Source organism: Streptomyces sp. NPDC020422, assembly GCF_044386705.1.
Taxonomy (GTDB): Bacteria; Actinomycetota; Actinomycetes; order Streptomycetales; family Streptomycetaceae; genus Streptomyces.
Window position 1 is genome coordinate 106,798 of the sequence record NZ_JBIRVJ010000016.1, and the last position, 24,414, is coordinate 131,211.

Genomic DNA, 24,414 nt, shown 5'->3' on the forward strand with positions numbered 1-24,414 from the left:
TCACAGGCAAGGTGTCACTTCGTGCCGCTCGGGCTCACTGTCTGAAGGCGGCGGTGGGAGATGAGAACCGCGGCTATGCCGACGAAGGCGAGAAAGTGTTCGGCCTTGTGCTCGTAGCGTCGGTGGAGCCGTCGGCAGCCGGCCAGCCAGGACACAGTGCGCTCGACCACCCATCGATGTCGGCCCAGCCGCTGTGAGGACTCGATGCCCTTGCTGGCGATGCGGTGGCGGATGCCGCGCTCGCGGAGCCATCGGCGCAGGTGGTCGTAGTCGTAGCCCTTGTCGGCATGTAGTTTCGCCGGCTTCCGGCGCCGGGGCCCGCGGCGTGAGCGGTTGGGCGGAATGCCGCGGACGAGCGGCTCCAGGCCCTGGCTGTCGTGCATGTTCGCCCCGGAGATGCCCAGAGACAGGGGCAGTCCGTTCCGGTCGCAGATCAGGTGGATCTTCGATCCCAGCTTGCCGCGGTCGGTCGGATTCGGTCCCGTCAAAGGCCCCCTTTTGCCGCCCGCAGACTGACCGAGTCGATCGCACACCTCGACCAGTCCAGCTCACCCCGGGCACCGAGTTCATCGAGCACGACCCGATACAACCGGGCCCAGACCCGGTCCCGGCTCCACTGGGCGAACCGCCGGTAGACCGTCTGCCAGGCCGGACCGAACACCGGCGGCAACTGACGCCAGGTACAGCCCGACGTCGCCACGAAGATGATCGCGGCCAGGACCTCGCGGTCACCCGCCCGGCGCCGGCCGCCACCCTGCGAACGTAGCACCTCAGTCGGTGGCACCACCCGCCGAAACAACACCCATAACTCCTGCGGTGCCAACCGCTCAACCAGATCCGTCATGCACGGAACAACGAACGATCACGCCATAAGAAACGACGTCTTAGCGCGCTGCTCTTCGGGGGGCAGTTTGGAGAGGTTGCGGACGTGCTCGATCGTTCGTCGGCCTTCGACGAGGTCGGCGTCATCTATCTGATGGCGATCCGCGAGTGGGTCACGCACGCCCCCGCGATGGCCGCGCCGGGGATCGCCCGCACCCTCGCGCACTTCGTCGGCCACGTCCTCGCCGAAGCCCCCGACCCACCCCGTCCGCGCTCTGCAGGAGCTGCGCGACGAACAGGTGGCACGGGCCTGCGCGGTGGTGGAGAAGGTGGCGGCTCTGTACCGCTGACCGCACAACCGCACCGAGTGGGGCGCACCCACCCGGTGCGCCCCGGTGCAGTGGTGCGCGCACCGCGTCCAGCCGGTGCGCGCACCATCGCTGACGGCGTGCTGAAGTTCTCTCCACGCCCGCGGGGGGGGGACATGCAGCGTTGCGACAGCGCGGGACGCAGAAGGGCACCCGCGCAGCGCCGGTCGGATCATCCGATACCGGTTGCCGTCCGTAGCCGGCGCAGCGGATCGTTTACCCGAAATCGGAATCCACGCCAAGCGCGAAGGCTTTTCGGTGGCCTCTTACCAGATACTGCGGACCGAAAAGCGACTATTCACCCCCCAGCGGGATAAAGGGGTCGAAAGTATAGTAGCGAGATCTCCGCCTAACCTCCTCCACGAGGTTGCGGCCTGCGAATTCCCGAAACTTAAACCAATTTTCAGGGAACCCAAGAAGGTAATCAGTAACCCGAATGCTGACCATTTCCAGGACGAACGCCCGGTCACTCGACAAAAGCGTTTCTATGAGATCGGCCGACTCTCTCAGCATGAACGCATCAGGCGCCTCGAGCGCTGGAAGCAGGATCCCCTCCATGAAGATTTGACTAACAAGAGAATACGGGCCAACCTCGGCGTCAATACTATCGCCCATCAGGTCCCTATGATCGCGCTCCAGGGCCAGTATCGCCCCCCTATGGTTCGGGAATTTTCCCCAAATCAGCTGGCGGACATAGAGTCCATCCGAAGTCTCTTCAGGCACGATATATTCATCCTTTCCAAGAAGGGGTGCCCCTCCGAGAAGCGGGCACCCCAAACCTCGTCCGCGAAATCAGGCTATATTTTCCGGATCAACCACACACTTTCCGCCGAATGAGCAGTCTTCCTGACGGAATGGCGCAGTGGCCGAGTCGGCGATAAATAGGATCTCGCCCACAATCCCCAGGCCTCCGATGATCTTTGGTAGTTTACCAACGGGCCGTGGCGGCGCGTTCGGATGAGATTGCGTAAACTCCAGGCCTGATATGGAGCTCACCGATGGGGAACGCATGGCAGTCTTAGCCGCACGCACCGCGTTCACCATAGCCTGGTTGGACTCCAGCAGGTGTGTCACATTGCCCACGCTATCCGTATGCCTGAGGGCGCTCCAGATCTCCTCAACCTCCTGCAAGGCTACGAGCCGATCTGCCTCGGAGAGATGAAACGAATTTCCGGGTTTACGGTCTCGCTCCAGCAGGCCAACAAGTCGGATCAGCAGTTCAGATGCATCCTGAAGGTGCCAAAGATTCCTCGTCGGCAATCCAGTATCGAGTTCACTTATCAGCGCGGCAGAAACTTTCCCATTCCCAGCTTCGGGAATGGCGCCCGGTTTGATGTAGATCAGATCCAAGACCCTCTGAAGCTCCGCAGACTCTACTTTAGGCGCAACAGCGGCGCCAGGCCGCGTCGCATCATTGCTTCCCTGCGACGGCTTCTGTACGTCTGGTGGCACCGGTCCGGTCGGCGGGGTTCCAGCCCCCCTCGGCTTTCCTGTACCCTCACCGGATGTCTTATCCGGGCGCTCAGTGTGGCCCGTTCCATCATCAAGGCCCAAGCCCGTCGGGTCGCTGTAGGAAGCGGGGTTGTTCCCGGCGTAGCCGTAACCATTGAGGGTCTGCGGTCGGTAGACCTCAAGCAATGGGTCGACACTAATGAATTGGCCAATCGACGGGTCATATTGGCGGGCGCCAACGTGTGTGAGACCCGTGGCTTTGTCGGTGGTCTTGTTCAGGAAACCCTTGTCCGTCGGCCACGTGCCGATCGCTGCACCGCGCTCGGCACCGAAAGGTGTCATGTAACGCTTGGTCGCGGTCTGGGTGGTGTCGGCGGTGACGGCGAGGGTCTGGGTGCCGTGGTGGTCGCCGGCGAGGAACTGGACCTGGACGACGCCGGTCTGGTTGGTGCGGACGGCGATCGGGGTGGTGCCGGCGGTGTAGGTCCGCTGGGCCCAGGTGGTGCCGTTGGCGCGGCGGTGGAGCTCAGTGGCGCCGGCGTACAGGACCCGCTCGCCCCCCCGGGTGTTGCGGACGAGCAGGGTGCCGTCGGCGTCGTAGATGTAGTCCGTGGACGTGGCGCTGTCGACGAGCTTGGCGAGCCGGCCCTCGTCCGACCAGGTCAGCGCCTGGGGTGCTGCGTTGCCGGGGCGCTTGGTCGTGTTGCCCGTGGCGTCGTAGTCGTAGAGCTTGTCCTTCGTCTGGTCGGCCGTGCCGCACTCGGTGCGGGCCGTGGTGTACCGCAGGGCATGCGGCTGGTTGGCCGCGTCGTAGCAGTAGGTCGTCGTGCTGTCGCCCGCGGGGGCGTGCTGGGTTTCGGTCTGCCGCTGGCCACCCTGGTTGTAGGTGTACGAGGTCCAGTACGGAGCCGGTCCGGACAGCTTTGTCGCGTCCCTGGTGTCCGCGCAATTCTGGGACTCCGGCGTCCAGGCTTCGGTCAGGCGGCGGTAGCCGTCGTAGCTGAAGCACTGGGTTTCGGCCTTGCCCTTGCCTCCGAGGGTGGCCGGGTCGGCGATCGCGGTGATGTTGCCGGCCTGGTCGTAGGTGTAGGTGAGGTCCTGCGGCATGTACGGGTTGGTCTGGTCCACGACGAAGCTGTGGACCAGACGGCCGGTGCCGGTCTCATAGCGGTTGTTGACGTAGAGGTTCTTCTCGCCGGTGCCGCCACGGCCGAGGGTGAGTTGTTCGACCTGGCCGAGCGCCGAGTAGTTGGCGTTCTGGAGGTAGTCGCTGGCGCCCTTCACCGTGAGGAGCTGTCCCAGGCTGCCGTAGGTGTAGCCAATGGCTTCGCTCGCCAGACCTCCCATCGCCGGCTCGGTGGTGCGGTCGACTGTGCCGTCGATGCGGTAGACGGTTTCGAAGTCGAGCGTGCCGTTCGTGAGGGATCCGGACAACGCATCGGTGGTCGGCAGCGTGAGGCGGGTGTTGGTGGGACGTGAGAGAGCGTCGTAGGCGGTGACCGACTTGGTGTAGGCGTCGCCGGTCTTGCCGTTGAGGTAGCGGGTCGAGCTGGCGGGGAGCCCCAGCCCCTTGGAGACCGTGTCGTACGTGCGGCTGGTCAGCAGGTTGGCGTCTGCCACCGAGCCTGCCCAGGTTTCGGTGGGCCGGCTGAGGACGTCGTACGCCGTCACCACGGTCTTACCGCCCGTCGTGACCTTGGTCGGACGGTCCAGCACGTCGTACTCCGTCGACGTCGTGCCCTTGTCGGGGTCCACCGCCGTCTTCTGCCGGCCGAACTGGTCGTAGGTGTACCTCCACTCGGACGTGTCCGGGCCGACGATGGTGGCCTGCTTGCCGTCCAGCGTGTAGCCGAACGTCGTCGAGGTGTACGAGGACCCCAGCGTCGCCCCGTACTGGTTGTCGGCCGGGTTGGGGCCCGCGTACTCACGGGTCTCCACCGTCCGACCCAGGGCGTCGACGATGGTCCGCTTCGCCGAACCGCCCTGCAGCGCCGTTGTGGCAGTGGAATCACCGGTATAACTGGTGCTCGTGCTCCACTTCTGCACGCCGATGACACGCAGGGTGCTCGTCGTGGCCCGCTCGGCACCGTCGAAGAGCGTCTCGGTCTGCACGGGCGCCCCGCCGTACTCCGCCCGCTGATACGTGCCCGTGGGTCCACTGCTCGTGTTGAACACGTCCGCGTAGGTCTCGTACGCGAGGCCCCGGCTGTTGTAGCGCGTGTCGGTCAGCAGTCGGCCGCCCTGCGGCGTCGGGGACTGCGTCTGGAGCGGTCGCAGCAGAGAGTCGTAGATCGTGTAGCTGTCCTTGTAGGTCCTGCCGTCGGCCTTCAGGGTCGAGGTCCTGACCCAGGACTGGGTGGTGTCGCTGAGCGAGTAGGCGTACCTGATGTTGGCCGTCTCGGTCGAGCTGATCCGGTTGGGCAGCCACACATCGGTCAGGCGACCCAGCGCGTCGTACGCGAACTCGGTCTTCCTCCCGTTCGCGTCGTAGGTACGCAGCGGAAGGCCGCGCCGCGGATCGAAGAACGTATTGACGTTGTGACCCTTGGCGTTGGTGACCCTCGTGCTGGTCAGCGGACGCATGTCAGTCGGGGTGTACGTCGTGGTCGTGGCGTTCCCGCCAGCGTCGGTGACCGTGGTCGGGCGCCCGAGCGCGTCGTACGCGGTGCTGGTGACGTCGTCCCAGCGCACGGTGCCGAGAGACGGATAGGTGGAGGCCCGTCCCGTCCAGGTCGGCAGTCCCTTGGCCGGTGTCATCGTCGGGGACCAGGTGATGTTGTCGTACGAGATCGCGGTGTCCGACAGGACGTTGCCCCGCGTGCCATCAGCGTTGGCGAGCCTCAGGTTCGACTCAGTGACGCTGCAGTCCCCGGCGACCTCGCGGACGCGGGAAACGAGGTTGGTGAGGCCGGCGTTGTCGTTGCGGGCGTACCAGGTTTCGGTGCAGGTCTCGTCGCCGGTCTTGGCCTCGTCTCCCAGGTCGACGGCCTTGGTCGGCATGCCGTAGTCGTCGAACGCCAGGGTCGCCGTGGCGCGGGACCGCCACGTGCCGGGGGCCGTGAGATAGGTATAGGTCGTCGATCGCTCCGTGCGGACGAACCGTGCGACGTGATCCTCGGCGTCGGGGATGTCCTTCTGGCGTGCGGTTTCCTTCGACCACGGTTTGCCGGCAGTGACCGTGATGGGTGTCGCGCCGTCGTACGTGACCTGTTCGCGCAAGGTGCCTGCGTGCTCGTCGCTGTCAAGAAGAGTGGGCACGTTGACCGGCGGCTGTGAAAGCTTCGCAAGGAAGACGACCTTGGCCGTGCCGTCCTTGTTCTTGTCGCCGTGCATGCCCTGCATGTACTGCGAGACGGTCTTGGACCGCGGGGAGACGGTGCTGTCCGCTCCCTTGTACGACGTCACTTCACGATAGCCGCGCCAGTCGGACCACGTCCGTTCGGCCTTCGGAGTGAAGGGGTCGTCGTTGTAGTGCCACGCGGCACCGCTGTAGACGTACGAGTATTCGACGGCGTCGTTGCCCGCAAAACCGGCGGTTGTCACGCCGAGGACGCGGTACTTGTGGAACCAGTCGAGCTTCGCCTCCGGCGCGCCATTGACGTGCCAGTACTGGGGGTAGCAGTTACGGGTGTTTGCGTCTTCCGCCGGAAGCAGGCTGCGTACGCACTCCTCAGCGGACAGCGTCACCTTGGTAAGGCCGCCTGTCTCGGAAGTGATGGTGGAAATCCGTGGACGGGTCAGCGGCAGGACGTTGTCTGTACTGCCGTCCACTCGGTTGGGCAGTTTGTCGTAGGTGAACAGGACCGGCTTCATGGGCAGCGGTGTAGACCCGGCGTTCGCGGCCCTCGTGATGGACTTCAGGATCAGCGTCTGGTCCGACGGGACGTCGAGGTCGCCATTGGCTACGTAGTCCTGGACGAGAGCCCAGGAATCCACCGGGTCGTAGCCGTTGGTGGAAGCGTTCCACGAGAGGGTGTTGACGCTGGTCAGGCGCTTACGGCTGAAGAAGGCCGGTGAGGTGCTGATGCACTCCGTGGAGTCCTTGTCGCAGATGGCGTCGAACGGCACGTCCGGCCACAGGTCGGCGGTTTCCTTCACGAGCGCCGGGCAGAGGTCTGCGTCGCTGTCGCACCGCTCCTTGTACCCGAGCGTCACCTTCGCCCCGGCGGAGCTGAAAAGCGCGCCCTTGCGCAGCCCGTACTTGATCTCCGTGAGATAGCCGCCGCGCGTATAGGCGGCGTCGGCTTTCGTGGCCTTGTTCTTCTTGTAGTAGTTGCTTTCCTTGGCGTACCAGTACGTGGCGGCGTTACCGCGGGTGTCCTCGACGTAGTCGAGGTTCCAACGCCATGCCTTGTTCAAGGAGCGGGCCGCGAACGCCGTGCCCTTGTCGTAGCCGGGCTCTCCGGCGTTGTCGCCGAAGACCGGGACGGTCCACGCCGAGTTGGTGCGCTCGGTGGTGGCGCCATCGAGCTTGTCCTTGCCGAAGACGTACTTGGTGCCGTCCCCGGTGGTGACGGTCCAGTACTCGCCTTCGGCGTCGGTGTTGTCGGCCCCGGTGGAGCGGGTCACCTTGGAGGCGTCGTCGTTCTCGAGTCGCCAGGTGTCCTGGGACACCTTGACCAGGCGGGAGGACTTGCCGTTCAGGACGAGGCGGGCGTTGTCGTACTTCCAGCACCGGTCGAAAACGCCGTCGTGCCCCTCGTCGTCACAGGTGGCGTACGACCGCTCGATGTACGACTCGGTGAAGGCAAAGCCCTCACCTACGGAAGTGCCCTGGTTGTTGCTGGTGGCGGTACGGCCGTCGATGCTGCCCGAGTCGTAGGAGATCCCCAAGGACGGGACCGGTCCCGCCGCGACCGGCGGCACGGTGAGGCCGTATGACCAGGTGAACGATCCGGAGTTGCCGCCGGCGGCCCAGGACGAGGACGCGGACAACGGCGTCGCACCGTAGTCGCCGGTGCCCTTCGGGGACTGGGTGCCCGCTCCCGAGGCTGTCAGCGCGATCACGGTCGCGTCCGGGCCGGCTGCGCCCAGCTGCGTGGCGGTCCCGCTGTCGGTCTTGGCGATCGCCACGGGTGCGGACACCGTGCGCCGCTTGGTGTCGTTACGTGAGGCGAGCGGCTTCTGGATCCGGCACTCCGCCTTGTGCGGAGTGGTCAATGCGCAAGCCGGAAGCTGAGCGAGGTGTAGACGACCGGACCAGCCGCCGCCGATCGCCGAGGCGAAAGCGTCGTAGCCGATGGTGACCTCGGCGGTTCCGCCCTGCTGCGCCTCGGCCGTCAGCACGACGCCTGCGATGCCGAGCCGACCAGCGCTCGTCTGATCGAGGACGGTGACGGTCGCCGCAGCTCCCGCCGGGACACCGGCCTTGCCCTTCACCGGTGTCACGGCGACCGGCAGACCGCCGGGCGTCGCGCTCACGGCCCCCCTGGCGAGCGTCAGGTCAGCGGCACCGGCCTTCGGCCAGTCGTCGCGCTGACGCTCAGTACGGGCCCGGGCGGCTTCTGCCGCGTTGTCACGCAGTTCCTCGGCGACCTGCGCACGGGCCTTCCGCGCGTCAGCGTCGTTGACCGGCCCGACCTTGCTCACACGCGGCGCGGGCAAGGCCGGACGGCCCAGTGCCCCTTCGCCGCCGGCGGCGGCGACCGGTGTGAGGCCGATCGGCACCGACAGCGCCGCCGCCAGTGGCAGCACCACCAGTGCGCGGCGGTGCCGGAGGCCCGCCCTGCCCCGCCAACTCGTAGACGTTCTTCTGCCGAATATCACAGAGACTTTTCCCCACCCTCATGAAAGATCCTGAACAGCGGCGAGCCGACGGCCCGCCGCGAGAAAGCGGGCAGCACCCGGCGGCGCACACACGGCACCGCCGGGCCCGCCCTGGCAGTCCGGTCAGTAGCCGACCTGCTCCCTGACCTGCTCCTCCTTGCGGATCGCGCCCGCCCACATACGTACGCCGGCGACGTTCACCGGCAGGTAGTGCTTCCACCCACCCGCGGTGAATCCCTTGGCGAGAGCGAACTCACCCGAGCCGACCTGAGCGACGAATTCCTGCGGCTGGCTCACCGGTCCAGCGGCAACACGGAGCGTGATCTCCTGTTCTTGGGCGTCGAAGACGCCGGTGACTCGGACCGCGCCATTGATCGTGTCGCTAGCCGAGTTGACGGAGGAGAAAGCCTTCCCGTCCGCACCGAGCCGGCCGAAATGCCAGGTACCGACGGGAACCTCGATCTCCCCGCGGACCTGGTCAAGGACGGTGGCTTTCCCTTCCTTTTCAAACCACAGGCCCCAGGCCGAACCATCCGAGGTCCGCTGACCGACCACCTGTCCGATGTAGCCGTCGTCCTTGCCGATGACCTTGTCATCTTGCAAGGCGACCATCGCCGACACCGTGAAGGACCCTGTGTCATCCACCACCGGAGCCCGGACCGTAGTAGTGGCGGCGTCGTTGTCGCCGTCGAAGACGATCTCATCCTGTTGGACTGCGGCCCCGTTTTCCAGCGTCAGGTCGCGGTGATACGGCGAACCGTCCTTGACGATGGATCCGGAGCTTCCCGTGGCGGACCAGTCGGCGACCATCTCTGCCGCCGTCCACCCGCCGGGCATCACCAGCGCTGCTATGTCGGCGATCTCATCGCTCGTCAGCGCCCGCTGCCAGGCCGCGACCTCGTCAAGGGAGCCCTTCCACTGGTCGTAGTACGCGCCGCGCCACCAGGCCCGGCCGATCTGCAACCGCCCGGTGGAGGACCAGGCCCCCGAAACGGTATACGAGTTCTGCCACTTGCCATTGACGTAGAGGCTGATCTGCCGGGACGAGGCGTCGTACGTGGCGGCCAGGTGTGTCCAGGCATTGAGGGTCGCCGGCTGGTCGGCCTTCACGATCTGAGTGCTGATATCCCCATCGGTCGTGTTCTTCGGTGAGGTGCGCAGTTCCCAGGTCTTCGATTCCGAGCGGTAGCCGAGGTAGAAGGCGCTGTACCAGTCGGGTGTCAGGCTCGGGTCCTGGCTGAGGGCGGTGTAGTTGCGCGTGCCGTCCTCCAGGCGCACCCATGCGGCGACTGTGTACGAGGCGGCCGTCTGCACAACGGGCCCGGCCGTGGCGGCGTAGCCGCTGGTTCCGTCGAGAACGAGCCCCTTGTCCTCGACGGGCTGCTCCGTCTTGACGCCGTTCGCGTCATGAGTGACCAGGCCGCGGCGTCCCCGGTCGTCGCGGGATGCGGCGCCGAACAGCGTGGCATCGGACTTGCCGGTACCGGAGTCCATGGCCTGGCCGGAGTCTTCTGCGAAGTTCCAGTTGCCCACCTGGCTCGTGCCCATCGCGACCTTGAAGTCGGCAGCCGCGATGTCTCCGGCGCGCTGAAGGCTGTCGTAAGCGCGCACGTACAGCGTGTACTGTCCGTCCTTCGGCGGAATTATCTTCGCCGTCACCACCCCGTCGGCGAGCTTGTTCCAGGTGCTGGGGGTGGAGTTGGAGGTGGAGGGTGCCAGATAGTACTCATACCGCTTGTTGACGTCGCCGCTTGCCGGACGGAATGTGACACCGCCGGAGACTCCTGGAGCCCCCGCTGCGGGGCAGTCATTGGTCACGCACTCCTTGTACGGCCCGTCGAAGGTGATCGTCGGCTTCTTGGGCGCCTGGGAATCGACCTTGAAGTAGCACCAGCTGCCGTACGGGGACGACTGCGAGTAGGAACCGTTGTCGTAAAAGACCTGGGTAAGGGCCGCATATCGGTGCAGGGCCCCATCGGTCAGTTTGTTCTCCCATGTGTACGTGACCTTGACGTTGTCGACCCCGAAGTTGGGACTCGACGGGCGAGCCGTTCCGGAGCCGGACCACGTTCCGTCCGCAGCCTTGGTCTCGACACGGAACCAAGCCCGCAGCTTCGCGCCCGATCCCGCTCCCCACGCTGCACGAGGCGTGGCGTTCAGTGCCGGGTTGGGGCTGGCGATGGTGGTCGGTGCGTTCGGGTCCTTGCTGCACACGGCTCCCGAGCCGGTCACGATCCCCACGCCCTGCGCAAGCGCGGGATAGGCGACGTACGTGACGGCCAGGGTGGCGTCGTTCCTGAAGCGCTTCCAGGCGCTCGCGTCGTTCTCGTCCTTCGCCCGGATCTCAAAAGTGAGGCGGGAGAATTCTCCTGCGGCGAAGTCCCGCACGGTCGAGGTCAGGTTCTGCCAGCTCTGGCTCGAGTCGTCATGAAACTCGATCGGTGCTGTTGCCGAGTACGGGTCGCATGCGGAGCCCCGTCCAGCTGAGACGTTCTTCTCGGTCAGCCAGTCCAGTTCCGCCGGACGCGTGGCCCAGGTAGTTGAGGTGGAGATGTTGTTGGTGCGCACCAGCTGGACCACGCGCGGACTGCACTGGAACGCCCATGGCTCGGTCACCCGGAACGTTGCGTCCAGGACGCGCTTGCCCGTCAGCCCGTCGGGCGCGAACTGGAAGTACAACCGCTTCACGTAGCCGGGACCGCAGTATTCGCCGCCCCAGCTCCCGCACTTGCCCACGCCCTCACCGAGGTTGTCCGAGCCGTTGTCCCAGCCGTAGGAGGCGTAGCCGTCGGACCGCAGCATGGTGCGGGTCGACTCCCCCCAGGACACCGTCGGGTCGATGAAGACCGGAAAATGCTCCGGCTCGGTACCGGTCAGCATCTGCGTGTCCGGAATCACCGACAGAGCGGTGTCCGTCACGTTCACGTCCATGCGGACGACGTTGTCGCCTTGTCGCGGCTCTGTGCCCGAGCCGGACTCAGCCGTACCGGACACGGCCCCCGAGGACGGCTCCTCCTGCCCGGCCTCCCCGTCGGAGAATAGGGTGCGCGTGTGCAGCTGGGGGGCGGGCTGCGATTCCGCAGCTTTGCCGGCCGAGTCCCACATCTGCGCGGGCGGAGCCTGGAAGACCGTGTTGCCATCCCCATCGATCGCGGCGAGGTTGCCGGCGGCCCCCTTGCGCAGCGTCACACCATCCGTCTTCAGCCCGAAGGTCAGCTCCTTGAGCGCCGGGTTCGCGGCTGCCTCGGCAGTCTTGACGACGAGGACCTGCCGGAAGCTCTCAACGGTCGCCGTCACCTTCAGGTCGACGCCCGGGAGCACTTCAGGGTAGAGGGCGCTGGGGCCGTCGAGCTGGGGAGCCGGAAGTGTCCCTCGCCAGTCCAGCTCCATGGAGCGCCCTTTGCGACTCAGTTCCACCAAGGGCTCGGCATTGCCTCCGCCGGAGAACGTCATCTCGGCAGACGCAGCCTTGGGAGCGATGGAACCGTCCGCCTTGCGCTCGAGCGTCGCATCGGGAGCCTGCCAGCCCCCGTCCGGCTTCGCCACGCGAACCGGAACCGATGACTCCTCCAGCGTGAAGGTGAAGCCGTCCGGGTTCGCGAACACGGTGGTGCGCTCCGAACGCTCCCCCGTCACCTCGACCCGCTGTCCCGAGGCCTGCGCCTGATCGAGCGCCCTGCGGCCCTCGTCCGACACCGTCGCGTCCACAGCCGGCTCACCGGCCCGCGCGGTGGCCGGCACCACCGTCACCGCCCCCAAAACCAGCGCCGACCACGCGACGGCGACAACACCTCGGGCACGCCAAGGTGCCCCCCTCATCTTCACAATCCCCACCCCAATGTGACGCATAGTTCACAGCAAGTGGGCAACTTAAGGGTCATGATCGCGAACGCGTCAAGGCAGCTCGGGAATGTTTGGCAAGTCCACGCATCAGTTCGTGAACTAGATGCCGTTCTGCCCCTTCCGCGATCACGTGCCTCCGTGATCGGGGACTTCGTGGGCCTCGCGTAGCTTGCAACCGCACAAACACGCTGGACTGCAGGGACACAGCCGGTCACATTCACTGCGGAAGTGGCGCGGAGAACGGTTCGGTGATGTCTGAAGTACGGTCGCTTGAGTCGCTTGAGTCGCTTGTCGCTTGAGTCGCTTCGGTCGCTGCGACGGGACTGGGTCAGAGTGCCAGCGTTATCCCGAGTGCCTGCATCGCGCTATACGGGGGGGCAGCCCTCCGAGCATTCGGTCTTCCTGCCCTTGGGGCGTGGTTCCGCGGTGGCGGGATCGACGGCCTCGGCCAGGGCGGAGCTGGCATACAGGCCATCGGGTTCGGTGTCGCGGTCGTGTGGGAGGAGCCAGAAGACGCGGCGGCGGAAGGTACCGGAAGCGCGCGAGGCCTTGGCGTCGTTGGCAGGGGTGGCGTAGCCGACCATGCGGCCGTCGCGCTGGTAGGCCGGCTTGCCCGTGCGGGTGGGGAGGCGGTCGAGGCTCTGGCGGACATAGTCGGGGCGGGTGATGTCCTCGAGCCGGTCGAGTTCGCTCTCGTGCTTGAGATCGTTCTCGCTGAGGGAACTCATGCCGTCTCCTCGTTCGCGAGCAGTCCGATGCCAGGGTGGCACTTCCTCGGATTCGGCAAGATCATCTCTTTCGGGGAGGCGAGGCCGAGGAGTTCACGGGCCCGGGCGGCGAAGGTGCGGTGGGGGGGTACGGGGCCGCGCCAGCCCGGGAAGCCGGGGGACGGCTTCCCGGGCTGGCGTCGCGCTACCGCAGGTTTGTCGGCGAGCTCCTCTACGGTCCCGTGGCAGTTGTCGCCTCGATGAACAGCAGCGGCGCACCGTCCTGCGGGGCGGCAGCACGATGCCGGCCTGGGCGCCGCCCTTGCCGGGCGCGTTCCACGTGCCGGCCGCCGGGAGCGGGACCTCGGTCCAGAACGAGGCGATCGTGCCGGTCCCGACCGGTCCGTCGACGGCGGCCTGGGCGGCGACCCGGACTTCGGCCGGGTCCTTGGCGAGCCCGGCCACGTTCGGCTTCGGGCGCAGCATCGCGATCACGGTCTCGTTGACGGCCACCGGGCGGGAGGCTCCTGAGGAGCCCGCGCCGCGCGCGGTGGAGCCCATCTCCGTCACCGGCCGGTTCAGCTCGTAGGAGGCGGCCAGAAGGCCCTTGAGCGGCCTGGCTCAGCCCAGGACCAGACGCGGAGGAGGCGCGGAGGAGGCGCGGTCCGATGTGTCACACCCGCGCGGGCGCCGCGCCCTGGGCAGGTGTGGGCTAGAGGCCGAACTCGATGTGCTGGATGTCGGACAGGCGCACTTCCTCCAGGCTCCCGGCCCGCGTCCCGTGGTTTTGGAAGTAGGTCTCCTTGAGTCCTTCGGCAGCGATCTGCTGGAGCTGGTTTTCAGAGGCGCCCTGCTCCTGGGCGTGGAAGAGGCGCTCGGCGAAGCGCGGTGGCAGCGCCACGGTGAGGTGGCGTTCGCGGGCCTCGTCGGTGGTTCCGATGGGTGCGCTGTAGCCGAGGCGGCCCTGGACGTCGATGACGAGGCCGCTGCTCGTGCCGGCGGCTTTCTTCGCTTGCGCCTTCACGCGGGGCTGCCACCGTTTTTTCACCTCGCCGGACAGGCGGCTAGCGAGGTCCGGGCGTGGTTTTTTGAGCTGGTTCTTGATGTAGCGCTCGACGGTGCGCTGGGAGATCCCGAGGGCCTGGGCTGCGGCTTTGGTTCCTTTCAGCTGCTTGACCAGGTAGCGCATCTGGGCGCCTGCGCTCTTGGGGGCTGGGCGTGTGACGGCCTGTTCCAGTGCGTTGCTGAGTCCCTCGCCGACCGACTTGGTCATCTTTGGTGTCCTACTCCCCTGTGTCGGTGGTGGTGACGTCGCCGGTCTTGATGTAGCGGGCCAGGTTCAGCTCCGGTGCCTGGACGCGCTCGCGGAGCTCTTCGGCCCACAGGGTCGTCTGGGTGCCTTCGTGTTTGACCATTCCGGGTGACACTCCGAGCCGGAACGACCCGGGTACCGTCTTGCCCGCGTCGTCGTAGGGCAGGACGTCGAGTGGTGAGGGTCCGTCGGCGGCGTAGACGGCGCAGTCGGAGAGCACGGCGACCGGGTAGCGGCCGGTGGCGGCGGCCAGTGCCACCATCTTGCGGTGCATGCCGATCCGGGCGCGGGAGATCACGGCGGCGCGGATGTCGGGGCGCCACGTCGGGCGGGTGAGAGCCGGCCAGGGCTGTCCCGGCCGCCAGCCTCCTCCGCGTGCCTTCTCCTGGAACTTGCCGATGCCGTTCTTCACCGTCGACTTGATCGCGTCCAGGACGATCGCCGCCTGCGGGTCGCGCTGCTTGTAGCCGTCCATCGCCGCGAGCAGTTCGGTGGGTGTCAGGTTTTCGGTGACGCCGAGGTCGGCCATCGTCGACACGTAGGCGTCGCGCAGCCGCTTGTACCAGCCGTCGAGGTAGCGGCCCGATTCTGTGCGGATGAAGGCTTCGAGGGGGGCGACGTCGTAGCCGAGTTCGGCGGCGTAGGCGACGGTCGGGGTCGCGTACCAGGCGGGCCCTTCGGGGCGCTTGCCGGTTGGGGTGAAGGGGCTGGGGAGCAGGTCGCCGTCGAGGGTGTGCCACTGTTTGCCGAGCTTCACGCGGGAGGGGTCGATGTGGGAGAGGTCGACCAGCCAGGAGCCGGGTGTCTTCGCGTCGAAGGCGGGGTTGGTGACGTGGACGGGCGGGGTGGCGAGGCCGACAATCGCACCGTTGGCGCCGGCGGCGAAGGCCATGTTGACGTCGATGCCGACGAGATGGCGCTTCATGCATTCGTCGTCGGTGAGCGGGCGGGCCCAGTCGTAGGCCTCCTCGAAGAGTTTTTCTGCCGGGGTGCGGATATGGAAGCGGGGCAGGTGGGCGAGGACGGGGTGGCCGTCGGTCGCCTCGCACGGTGGCGGGTCCATGGGTTCGGTGCCCAGGGATCCGGGGTTGTGTTCCCTGTGCCGCTTGCCGGTCTCGTCCGGGGCGGAGGCCCGGGTCGGCGGGTGCAGGGCGGTCATCAGCTCCAGGCCGGTCACCGCGGTGGATCCTCGTGGAGTCATGACACGGGTGGCGTATGTACCGAGAACGGAGGCGAGTTCGGCAGGGGGGAGGTGTGCGGCGTGGCCCCAGCTGCGAGTGTCGAGCGCGTTCCAGGACGGGATGCACAGCTGGACGCAGGAACGGCGGCCGCCCTGGGCGGGGCGGTAGATCCGTGCCCACGGGCCGAGACCGCGTTTCGTGAGCTGCCACTGCGCCCGCGTCAGCTGGGCGATCGCCTTGTGGGCGTCGGACAGGCGGCCGGCCAGGCGCTCCTGGTCGGTGAGCTCGGCGGGCAGGCCGAAGCGCTCCAGGGCGGTTTTCGTGAGGACGAGCAGCGGGTCGGCGTCCTTGCCCGAACCGTTCAGCCGCTGCGCACCCAACTGTGCTTCGGTCAGTGTCCACTCCACCAGCGAGGGCAGTGTCTTCGCGGGCACGTCCAGGACCAGACCGCCCACGCAGTACGCGAGAACCCGACCCTCGTCATCGACGTCGATGACGGCCAGCGGGCCATGCACAAACCTCGGACCGGTGGCGGGGGGCGCGGCGGTCACGGGCTTCGAAGCGGCGGCCTTCTTCGCGCCCGGGCGCCGCAATGCCGTCGGACGAGCGGCGGCCACCGGGGCGGGGTCTCCCTCGCGCCTCAAGGGCTGCTCGACGGCCGGAGCGGGAGGCGCCAGGGTTGGGGTTGGGGCCGTGAGCGCCTCCGGCGCCCGGGCGCACGGTTCGCCGGGCCTTGGCGGCTGCTCGGCTACCGGAACAGCAGGCACCGGGGACGGAACCAGGGCGGAGGACGCCTCCGGGGCAGGGGCGGGATACTTCTGCGCCCATCCCTCAAGCAGACGCTGATACGGCGCACGGCGCGGGGGCCGCGGCTCGCTGCGGCCCGCCTCCCAGTTCTTCACCGTCTGCGTACTGGTCTCCAGGACCTGCGCGAGCCGCGCCTGCGTGACCCCGGCCGCCTCACGCAACCGCGCCCGCTCCGCCGGCGGCGGCATCTCCGGCTCCCCCGCCAGCAACGCATCCACCGCATCGAACAGCTCATCCTGAGTCGGCATACCCCAGAACCTAACAGATTTACCTACAGATTTAGCCTCTGCTTTACCCCCTTCCGGGTGACCCAGGCGGGCACGCCCCCCCCCGGCTGCACAACGCCAGCACATACCGCCGAGCGCTGGCAGCGGCGGTCCCCCGGCGAGAACCCCGGGTGCTGCGACGTTGCCCGGTAACCCGCAGGCGAGTGTCCCGTGCAGTTTCACTGACCGAAAGCCCGCACTGCGGTTGCGGACGGGTGCCCTCGGACGGTCCCGCGGCAGACCGACCTCCAAGATCCACTTCGCCGCGGACAGTCAATGCCGGCTGTTGACTTTCGTCCTCACGCCAGGCCAGGCCGGCGGCGCGCCCGCGTTCACCCAGGTCATGTCCGGCCTGCGGGTACCCCGAGCCATCGGCCGCCCCCGAACCACCCCGGATGTGGTCCTGGCCGACAAGGCCTACTCGTCCCGCGCCACCCGAGCTCATCTCCGCCGACGCGGGATCCAGGCCGTGATCCCGCAACCTTCTGACCAGGTCGCGAACCGCAAGCGGCGCGATCGGCTCGGAGGCAGTCCGCCACCCTTCGACCGCGAGGCTTGCAAGCAGCGGAACACCGTCGAGAGGTGCATCAACAAGATCAAGCAGTGGCGCGGTCTGGCGACCCGCTACGACAGGACCGCCACCATCCACCTCGCCGGACTCCACATCGCCGACATCTTCATCTGGTCAGCCAGATGACCCCAGCGGCTGCCTAGACCCATCCCTGGTCGAGGTAAACCGTCCAGGCATCTCCCACTGCCTTGTGCAGTTCATTCAGGGCTGCAACGTCGGCGATGGCTGCCGGAGCGTCGGACAGTCGCAACGGGAAGTCCGGGACGCTCTTGCGGGTGTAGACCGGCAGCTCGCCATTGCAGTTGAAGGCCTGAAGCGAAGGGGGAGCATCGTTGAACCACGCGGGACAGCTCTCCTCAGCCCATGCAGCCGCGGCGTCGACACGATCCACATCGACCAGGAGACGCTCAGGAGCAGGCCCGCCACTGAACTGCACGAGGAAGCCCTGAGCGTCCACTGCCCACCAATCCCACATGAATCCAGGTCTGGGGTGCCGCAGGATTGTCGCCATGCCATCACGGAATCCGGACCGGACAAGACCGTTGAAGGTGCCCCGAAGGAAACAGCCGAGGCCAGACTGTCGGGGCCGGGGGACGCGCCCACGCACGATCCCCGTCCTGCCACGCAAGCGAGACCAGGCAAGCTAGCCGAACCACAACCGGGGCCAGAAGGATCATCCCCGCGGGCGTGGGGATGAGGCCGTGTGCAGGCTGGCGTCTCCCCTGATGGTGGGACCATCCCCGCGTGCGCGGGGAGCAGAGTCTCTCGCGGGGGTGCGGTCAGGGGCGGGTGGGGACATCCCCGCGTGCGCGGGGAGCAGTCGATCGGGGCGGCGAGATAGCACTCGCTCACGGGGACATCCCCGCGTGCGCGGGGAGCAGACTGGGTGACCTGCAGTTTTACCGCACACCGAGGCTTGCCGGAACCACTTCCACCGAAACCGACAAACCAGACACTCGCTCCCCCACGAGCAGAGAACAGCGACGCGAAAGTGAATAGGGTCCGTCCGGACCCGCATGCACCATCCCGACACAAGCAAAAAGCAGCCAGCAAAGTCGACGCATGGTCACCGGGCCAGGGACCAACCCCCCATGCGCGAGGCACAGCCACAGTGAGCACGTTGGCAAGCGGCGCGCACACTCACCACTCCGCAAGCAAACACACCGACCCAAGCGACCAGAACACCAACCACCCCGCACAAACAAAGGGCAGCAGCACTCGAGAACCAGCATGCCGGCCGCGACTCGGGGCCCTCCCCCGCGGGGCACGGGGAGCAGTCCGGCGCGTTCACCCGGCGGCGCCGCGGGGTCGGGGCCATCCCCGCGCGAGCGTGGAGCGGCGTACCTGATCTGCGTCATGGTCGCCTTTGTGGGGCATCTCCTGTGACTGGCTTCGGCCGCGTCGTCTGTCCACCCGGTGATACGCCAGCCGCGAGGAGGCGGAACGATCAGCCCAGGCAGACCGGAGTTCCCACGGCGCTTATGGGAGTGAGCGCCAGCATCCAGGCCGCCTCGCTCTGCAGTCACCCATGCGGTACGGGCGGGAGTTTCGAAGCCTTCTCGCAGTTCAGCGTGGGTGACTCGCCCTCATGTGACTGCTCATGTGACAGGCCGCGTGACGGTGAAAGGCTGGTCCGGGGCGGGCTGCAGGGGCGGGGCTGTCCTTGGGACCGAGCCTGGGTAGCTTGCGGCCGCCGCGTCCAGGCCGGCAGACGGGCCCCAGGCGTCAGCGCGGAGGCTGGACTTCGATCGAGGCAACGACCACGCCCGTGCGCACAGCGGTGGCGAAGGACCGGGTGCGGACCTGTTTGACCTCCTCGTCGTACTGGCGCAGCGGGGGGGGGCGGGACCGGAGGCCTGCAACGGCCCCAGACGTGGCTCCCGCCCGCTCCCGAGGCGCCCGCAGGCAGGGGATCTGGAGGGCTCTGGCTGCACAGCCGTATCGGTGGGGGGTCCGTCCCGCTCCGGGAGCAGTTCGGGCATCCCCTCCACGAGCACCACGACGCCGGATACCTCGCCGGCCTCAAAACGGCCCACCCACACCGGGGTGGGTACCGTCCTCAGTCGTCGCGAAGGCCATGAGCTCGCCGCCGGAAGCCTCGTCCCGGGTGCGCTGTATGAACATGGAGCCGTCGTCGATGTCCCCGTAGCCGTCCAGGTGCCGCTCCCCCTGGATCAGGCCTCGCTCGAAGAGCGCGAGGAGCGGCTTCCAGGCCCCGGCGTCGGCAAAGCAGCCGGTGGCGCCGTCGGTGCCGAGCCGGCTACCTGCTGCTCGATGGACAGGCGGGGATCGTCGTCCGGGGCGAGGGCTATCGCCCAGGTCGTGGCGGGGGTCTCGCTGACGAGCAGGCGGACGGCTGTGGGTTTCGTGGTGGTGACCTCGGCGTCCCGCCACACGCAGTGGTAGTTGCAACGGACCCGGGCCCCGTCGAGTACGTACCCCGGGCGCGACAGCCACCGTAAGGTGCGGCCCGTCACCGTCGATGCCCGGGCCAAAGACGGCCACCAGCCCGCTGGGCCCGCCCAGGAGGCCGACCCTACGCGGGCCCGCTCCTGCCCGACCTCACCGACGGGCAGTGGACGCGGATCGACGCGGCCGCCGTCGCGCCGGACTTGCGGGTGTGCGAGGACCTCAGCGGCGCCAGCGCCATCGAGGAGACCTCCGGCCCGCACTGGCATACGGCCCGTGCATGACCGACCGGGCCTGAGCGCGGCGACTTGGGGATTTCCCGCGCTGCCGAGACCCCGGGCACGAGCGAGGCAACGGCCCGCAGGGCCCGACGGGCAGCGGGCCAGCCTCCCAGTGCCGCGGCAGGCACCGCCGATGGGGAGGACGCGGTCATGCGCCCCCGGCCGACGCTCGGACGGCCTGGCCGGCGGCGTCGCTGAGCGTGCGCGCGCCGGAGGTGCTGAGGCGGCCGCTACCGCTCTCCAGGTGAGCGCGGACGAACCACTGGAACTGCTCCAGCTTCGCCACCTGCCCGATCAGCATGTCCTCCGTCACCGGGTCGATGTCACCGGCCATCTTCATGGCGGCCCGATGGTCCTCGATGACACCGGTATAGACCAGGTCCAGCGCGCCGAGGTGCGCGACGGCGTCGGCGCGTCCCACTTCGTAGTCGTCCCAGGTACGCCGCGCGACGAGGGCGCCCGGCGTGCCGATCGGCACCCCGCCCAGGGCAGCCATGCGCTCCGCCGTGGAGTCAGCCATCTCCCGGACAGCATCCACCTGCGGGTCGATCATCTCGTGCACGGCGATGAAGTGAGGGCCGACAACATTCCAGTGGACATGCTTCAAGGTGAGGGCCAGATCATTGAGAGCATGCAACCGCACCTGCAAAACATCCACCATCCGCTCGGCCTCCACCGGGTCCAGACCGGGCACGGTATGCGGTGCAGTGGCCTGCGTGGCGTCAGTCATGGACGGACTCCTCCTGATCGCTGTCGTTGTATCGTTCGGGCACTGCGGCTCCCGGAACAGACCGTACGGGCCCCTCCCGCCGCCATCCCCCCGCCTGCCCCGCCAGACACAACCCACACCCCCCGACCACCTCCCCACCACTCCACACGGTGCACGGGGGCCAGCAGGCGACAACGAGCCGAAAGACACGAAACCGTCAGCCGCGCACGACACGCGGACCGAACACGATCGCGGCCCCCGCCGCCGAGGAGCCGCGAACTCACCGCAGCGGCTCCACGCCATGTGGCGCTTTACCCCTCGCCAACGTAAACAGGCCCGGGCCAAGACCAAACCGGCTACCTCACAAGGACATCCCCACACCGGACACCGAGAAGACCAAGACCCACGCCGAGCAGGCCAAGGGCAAGGCCAAGGAGACCCTGGCCCGCGCCCTCGGCAACGAACGCATGACCGCAGAAGGCCACGCCGAGCAGGCCAAGGGCCTTTCGATGAACACGCCGCCTTCCCGCCTGCCGGCGAAGTCCTTGGCGCCTCAGCCGCATAGGCCGGATACCGATCAAGCCGAGGGCTTCACCCAGCGAGCCAGACGTTCCCCGACTGCCAGATTCTCGCGCCAGTACCGGAAAACGGTTCCCTGGACGATGTCGAGCTGCCTGGCCGCGACCAGGCCGGAGGCCAGACTCGCCCCGCCCGCGTCGGCCTCGAAGGCAATCAGTACGGGAGGTGTCTCACCGACCTGCCGAGCGACCAGTCGGACCTCGCCAGGCGTCGGCACACGAAACACCGGGTCCTGGAAGAAGGCCGGGCACGTGACGAAGACCGGATCGCTGAACACCAGCTCCAGGCCGTGGGCATACGAAATGTCGTGCCCCGCGCCCAGGCACAGCTGGCCGGGGTCCCAGGAGACGATGTCCCAGTCCCACCATGACCCTTCGGGAAGCTCGATCACGGCTCGTTGCCCGCCCTGGACCGCGCCGTCAATCGGGGATCACCACACCAAGCTCACGCAGTCGCGGAACGCAGGCCTTCAGGCAATCCTCCAAGGAGACAGCGTCCGTGCGGACCAAGAGATCACCCCGGAACGGAGCCCCGTTCGCGACGACAGTCCAGGGCTTCGTCCCATCGCGCATGCGCTCGGCGTCGACCTTGAACAACACCGTCACACCCTGCTCCGCCAACGCCTCCATGACCCGAGTTACGTCCATCGCGTCCCCACCCCCGATCCGAAATCAAACAGCCAGCAGGCTACACCGACCTCTCACAACCCCGGTCTTGACCTCTTTAGCACCGTGAGGCGTCCATGTCTTCGGCCAAGGTGGTCGGGTGGCAGTGTGACTGTCATGAGTGATGACGTGACTGTTCGAGACTCGGCGGGCGAGGCATGCGGCCGTGTGACTTCTGTGGTCATCCGGTGGTGACGGACTCGGTCGACGAGCGGGACTGCCCTGTGTGCGGCGAGACCGCTGAGGATTGGCCGGCGGCCTAGGAGTGCTTCGTTAGGTCTACTGTCCGTGAGGTTGCGAACGGTGCCTAGGATGCGGGCCATGGTGATCATCGACCTAGCTTCAGTCGCAAGTGAGGACGAGCTGCACCGACTGCTCCAGCGAGAGTTCGACTTTCCGGACTTCTACGGTCGGAACTGGGCTGCCTTCCGGGACGCCATCAGCGGCCTTGTTCTCATCCCCGAGCATGTGCGTTTCGTGGGGTGGAAGCCGTTGGCGGAACGTGTCCCGGAACTCCGGCTTCTGGGAGATCTTCGAGCATGGCCGCCGTCTGCACCTTGCGCTACGGCGGCTTACCGGTGTGCTCCAGCCAGACACGCCAGTCCATGAGCTCACGGAACGAAGCCTCTGCGACTTCGAGGATGGCTGGGAACGCACTGATCAGATGCGGCAGCTCTACCTGGCGCTCATTGAGGCAGCACTGGAGGTCCGTTCCAAGCAGGAAGGCGAGAGCTCTTGACCTGTACATATATCGCTCACGCCCTGCGTGCCGATGCGGTTCAAACCACGTGACCCTGCGAGCTTCCAACCGGAGAGCTCACGCCTCTGACCATTGCAAACTCCCTACCCGCCATCGGAGTCGGCATGAAGACGACACGTTACTTCGTCACTCATGTCAGCGCCTACCCGTCACTACCTGTCAGCGCTAACTAGCAGGTCAGAGCCTCTGGACCACTGACACTCTGATGACGAATCTTCACTGACACTCCCCCGCAGACCACCAGCTGGGGCGTGTGAATGACGCTGGTGCGGCGGGCCGGTGTTACTGGCGCCTCGTGTGCACGCGTGTGCTCGTGCACGTGTGCACGCCGAACGCGCGCGACCCCCCGCAACGGCCCTGTGGCGGCCCCTGGAGCTCCTCGCCGGGCCGGGGTAGCCCCTCGGGGCCCGTGGGCACCACTGCGGGGCGATGGGGCAGCCGGCGGTACCGCCGGCTGCGCTGCGGCGCACTTTTATGCGTGATCGCTCCGGTTGTTCGCACGATACGACCACAGGCCGGAGGGCCTGTGGTCGTACTCCGAGAACACGTCGAGTGGTCCGACCCGCGCGTACGCCTCCTCGGTCCGCGGGTGGTCACGGCGGGCGAGTGCCCAAGCTGCCTCCAGACGCAGATCGTTGTCCTCCTCGTCGAGGAGCGCGAGGAAGGCGTCCAGGACGGCGGCACTCCGGTCGTCGTATCCGGCGAGGGACGCTGCGGCGGGGCGTCGCACCCAGAGGCACTCGTCGCGAACCAGGACGAGCAGGGCGTCACGGACCGCCGGCTCGAGTGGCCTGTCAGGTGTGTACTGCGAGGAGAACGCCTCGGCAACGGTGGCCCGGACCTCGGGGTCGGGGTCATCGGCGAGCCCGAGGAGCGCCGATGCGGCCCGTTCCCTGCTCACGCAGTACACGGCTGCGCTGCGTACGCGCGGATCGGCGTGGCTGATGTACCGAAGGCCGATGGCTTCCTGATCCGGGTGCCCATGACCGGTGTAGACGTCCAGGATGATGGCGAGGACCTGCCCGTCGGGCTCCTCCTGCGCCCAGGACGCCAGGAAGTCGACATCCTGGGCGAGGTCCGATGAGCGCTGTACCGGCCCGAGGAAAATCCGCTGCCAGATGACCTGGGCGAGAAAGCGGCGGTGTACGGGGGCGGGGTGCTGCCGCAGGGCGGTGAGCTCGGACCGGACGCGCGGGCCGCGGCGCTGACTCAGAAAGTAGGTGCCCGCGAACCAGTTGCTGTCCCCATCCTGAGCGTGCGGTAGGGCGCGTGCCATCACTTCGTCTATTGGCGGGAACACCCCGAAGGCCCATTCGAGGTGGGTGAGAATGGCCCCGTGGCCGTCGCGGACGGTGCACCCACTGAGGGAATACTCATCGATCGTGTCGCCGTCGGGCTCATCGATCCGACGTTCGACCGCTGGTTCCGTGCTTCCGGTCCGCCTGCGCAGTTCCTCGACCACACCCGTCTCATACCAGTGCCGGGCCAGGTCGAGCAGTTCCCGCCGGGACGCCTCCGGCAGACGCAGCCGGGGGTCGCGTCCGAGCACCGCGAAGACCAGCCTGGGGGAGCCCGTATCGACGGCCCGCAGCAGAGGAGTGCCGCCGTCCGGAAGCTGGTGGTCCGGGTCTGCTCCCCTGTCGACCAGGACCTCAGCCGTGAGGTGATCGCAGCCCGCTACTGCGGTGCAGAGCACGGGCAGTCCGTCAGAGTCCATGGTGTCCGGATCTGCCCCCTGTTCCAGACAGGTCCGCACCGTGTCGGTGTCCCCGGCGGTCACGGCACTGACCATCCGGTCGGCCAGGTCCAACGACAGATCCGTCAATGCTCCCCCTGATGGCGTGTCCCAGGTCAGCAACGTACCCGAAGCAACCAGCGGGTGCAGAGGCTTATTCACCGGCGAGGCAGCGCTCGGC

Annotated in this window: 14 protein-coding genes and 2 pseudogenes; 3 read left to right on the forward strand and 13 right to left on the reverse strand. The window is 67.3% G+C overall.

What is annotated here, in order from left to right; all coding sequences use genetic code 11:
- Positions 1–14: 14 nt before the first annotated feature.
- The 9 genes from ACH414_RS33090 to tap form a co-directional block, all read right to left on the reverse strand.
- A protein-coding gene (locus ACH414_RS33090) for an IS5 family transposase (RefSeq protein ID WP_398944703.1) occupies positions 15–844 on the reverse strand; the annotation gives its coding sequence in 2 pieces (ribosomal slippage) (positions 15–490 and positions 490–844; 831 coding nt in all).
- Positions 845–862: 18 nt separating this feature from the next.
- Positions 863–1,060 (reverse strand): hypothetical protein, encoded by a 198-nt coding sequence (locus tag ACH414_RS33095; protein ID WP_398944705.1) that lies wholly within the window; start codon positions 1,058–1,060, stop codon positions 863–865.
- A 424-nt stretch (positions 1,061–1,484) separates the two neighbouring features.
- The gene (locus ACH414_RS33100) at positions 1,485–1,913 is read right to left on the reverse strand and encodes a hypothetical protein (protein WP_398944706.1); all 429 of its coding nucleotides are present in this window, start codon (positions 1,911–1,913) and stop codon (positions 1,485–1,487) included.
- Positions 1,914–1,982: 69 nt separating this feature from the next.
- The gene (locus ACH414_RS33105; protein WP_398944708.1) at positions 1,983–8,339 is read right to left on the reverse strand and encodes an RHS repeat domain-containing protein; all 6,357 of its coding nucleotides are present in this window, start codon (positions 8,337–8,339) and stop codon (positions 1,983–1,985) included.
- Positions 8,340–8,531: 192 nt separating this feature from the next.
- A complete protein-coding gene (locus ACH414_RS33110; RefSeq protein WP_398944710.1) occupies positions 8,532–12,158 on the reverse strand; it encodes a LamG domain-containing protein in 3,627 nt (1,208 codons plus the stop codon).
- A gap of 458 nt (positions 12,159–12,616) precedes the next feature.
- The gene (locus ACH414_RS33115) at positions 12,617–12,979 is read right to left on the reverse strand and encodes a DUF6009 family protein (RefSeq protein WP_398944711.1); all 363 of its coding nucleotides are present in this window, start codon (positions 12,977–12,979) and stop codon (positions 12,617–12,619) included.
- Positions 12,980–13,072: 93 nt separating this feature from the next.
- Positions 13,073–13,471: a hypothetical protein gene (locus ACH414_RS33120; protein ID WP_398944712.1), complete on the reverse strand. Its 399-nt coding sequence runs from the start codon at positions 13,469–13,471 to the stop codon at positions 13,073–13,075.
- 199 nt (positions 13,472–13,670) lie between these two features.
- Positions 13,671–14,231 carry a telomere-protecting terminal protein Tpg gene (tpg, locus tag ACH414_RS33125; RefSeq protein WP_398944713.1) on the reverse strand — a complete coding sequence of 187 codons (561 nt, stop codon included), beginning with the start codon at positions 14,229–14,231 and terminating at the stop codon, positions 13,671–13,673.
- A gap of 10 nt (positions 14,232–14,241) precedes the next feature.
- Complete coding sequence (tap, locus tag ACH414_RS33130; RefSeq protein WP_398944715.1) at positions 14,242–16,506, reverse strand: telomere-associated protein Tap; 2,265 nt, start codon at positions 16,504–16,506, stop codon at positions 14,242–14,244.
- Between the two features lie 235 nt (positions 16,507–16,741).
- On the opposite strand from tap, the pseudogene ACH414_RS33135 reads away from it, so the two are divergent.
- Positions 16,742–17,221 (forward strand): annotated as a pseudogene (locus ACH414_RS33135) (IS5 family transposase); the annotation flags it as partial.
- Between the two features lie 13 nt (positions 17,222–17,234).
- Here the strand turns inward: ACH414_RS33135 and ACH414_RS33140 are convergent.
- Positions 17,235–17,606: a hypothetical protein gene (locus tag ACH414_RS33140; RefSeq protein WP_398944717.1), complete on the reverse strand. Its 372-nt coding sequence runs from the start codon at positions 17,604–17,606 to the stop codon at positions 17,235–17,237.
- A gap of 2,327 nt (positions 17,607–19,933) precedes the next feature.
- On the reverse strand, positions 19,934–20,515 hold the full coding sequence (locus tag ACH414_RS33145) for a Dps family protein (protein WP_382542344.1): 582 nt from the start codon (positions 20,513–20,515) through the stop codon (positions 19,934–19,936).
- A 350-nt stretch (positions 20,516–20,865) separates the two neighbouring features.
- On the opposite strand from ACH414_RS33145, the pseudogene ACH414_RS33150 reads away from it, so the two are divergent.
- A pseudogene (locus tag ACH414_RS33150) lies at positions 20,866–20,997 on the forward strand (CsbD family protein); the annotation flags it as partial.
- 74 nt (positions 20,998–21,071) lie between these two features.
- Here the strand turns inward: ACH414_RS33150 and ACH414_RS33155 are convergent.
- Positions 21,072–21,464 carry a hypothetical protein gene (locus tag ACH414_RS33155; protein WP_398944777.1) on the reverse strand — a complete coding sequence of 131 codons (393 nt, stop codon included), beginning with the start codon at positions 21,462–21,464 and terminating at the stop codon, positions 21,072–21,074.
- A 595-nt stretch (positions 21,465–22,059) separates the two neighbouring features.
- On the opposite strand from ACH414_RS33155, the gene ACH414_RS33160 reads away from it, so the two are divergent.
- Positions 22,060–22,347, forward strand: a complete 288-nt coding sequence (locus ACH414_RS33160; RefSeq protein ID WP_398944719.1) for a barstar family protein — start codon at positions 22,060–22,062, stop codon at positions 22,345–22,347.
- 623 nt (positions 22,348–22,970) lie between these two features.
- Here ACH414_RS33160 and ACH414_RS33165 read toward each other — a convergent pair.
- On the reverse strand, positions 22,971–24,308 hold the full coding sequence (locus ACH414_RS33165) for a HEAT repeat domain-containing protein (RefSeq protein WP_398944721.1): 1,338 nt from the start codon (positions 24,306–24,308) through the stop codon (positions 22,971–22,973).
- Positions 24,309–24,414: the final 106 nt, after the last annotated feature.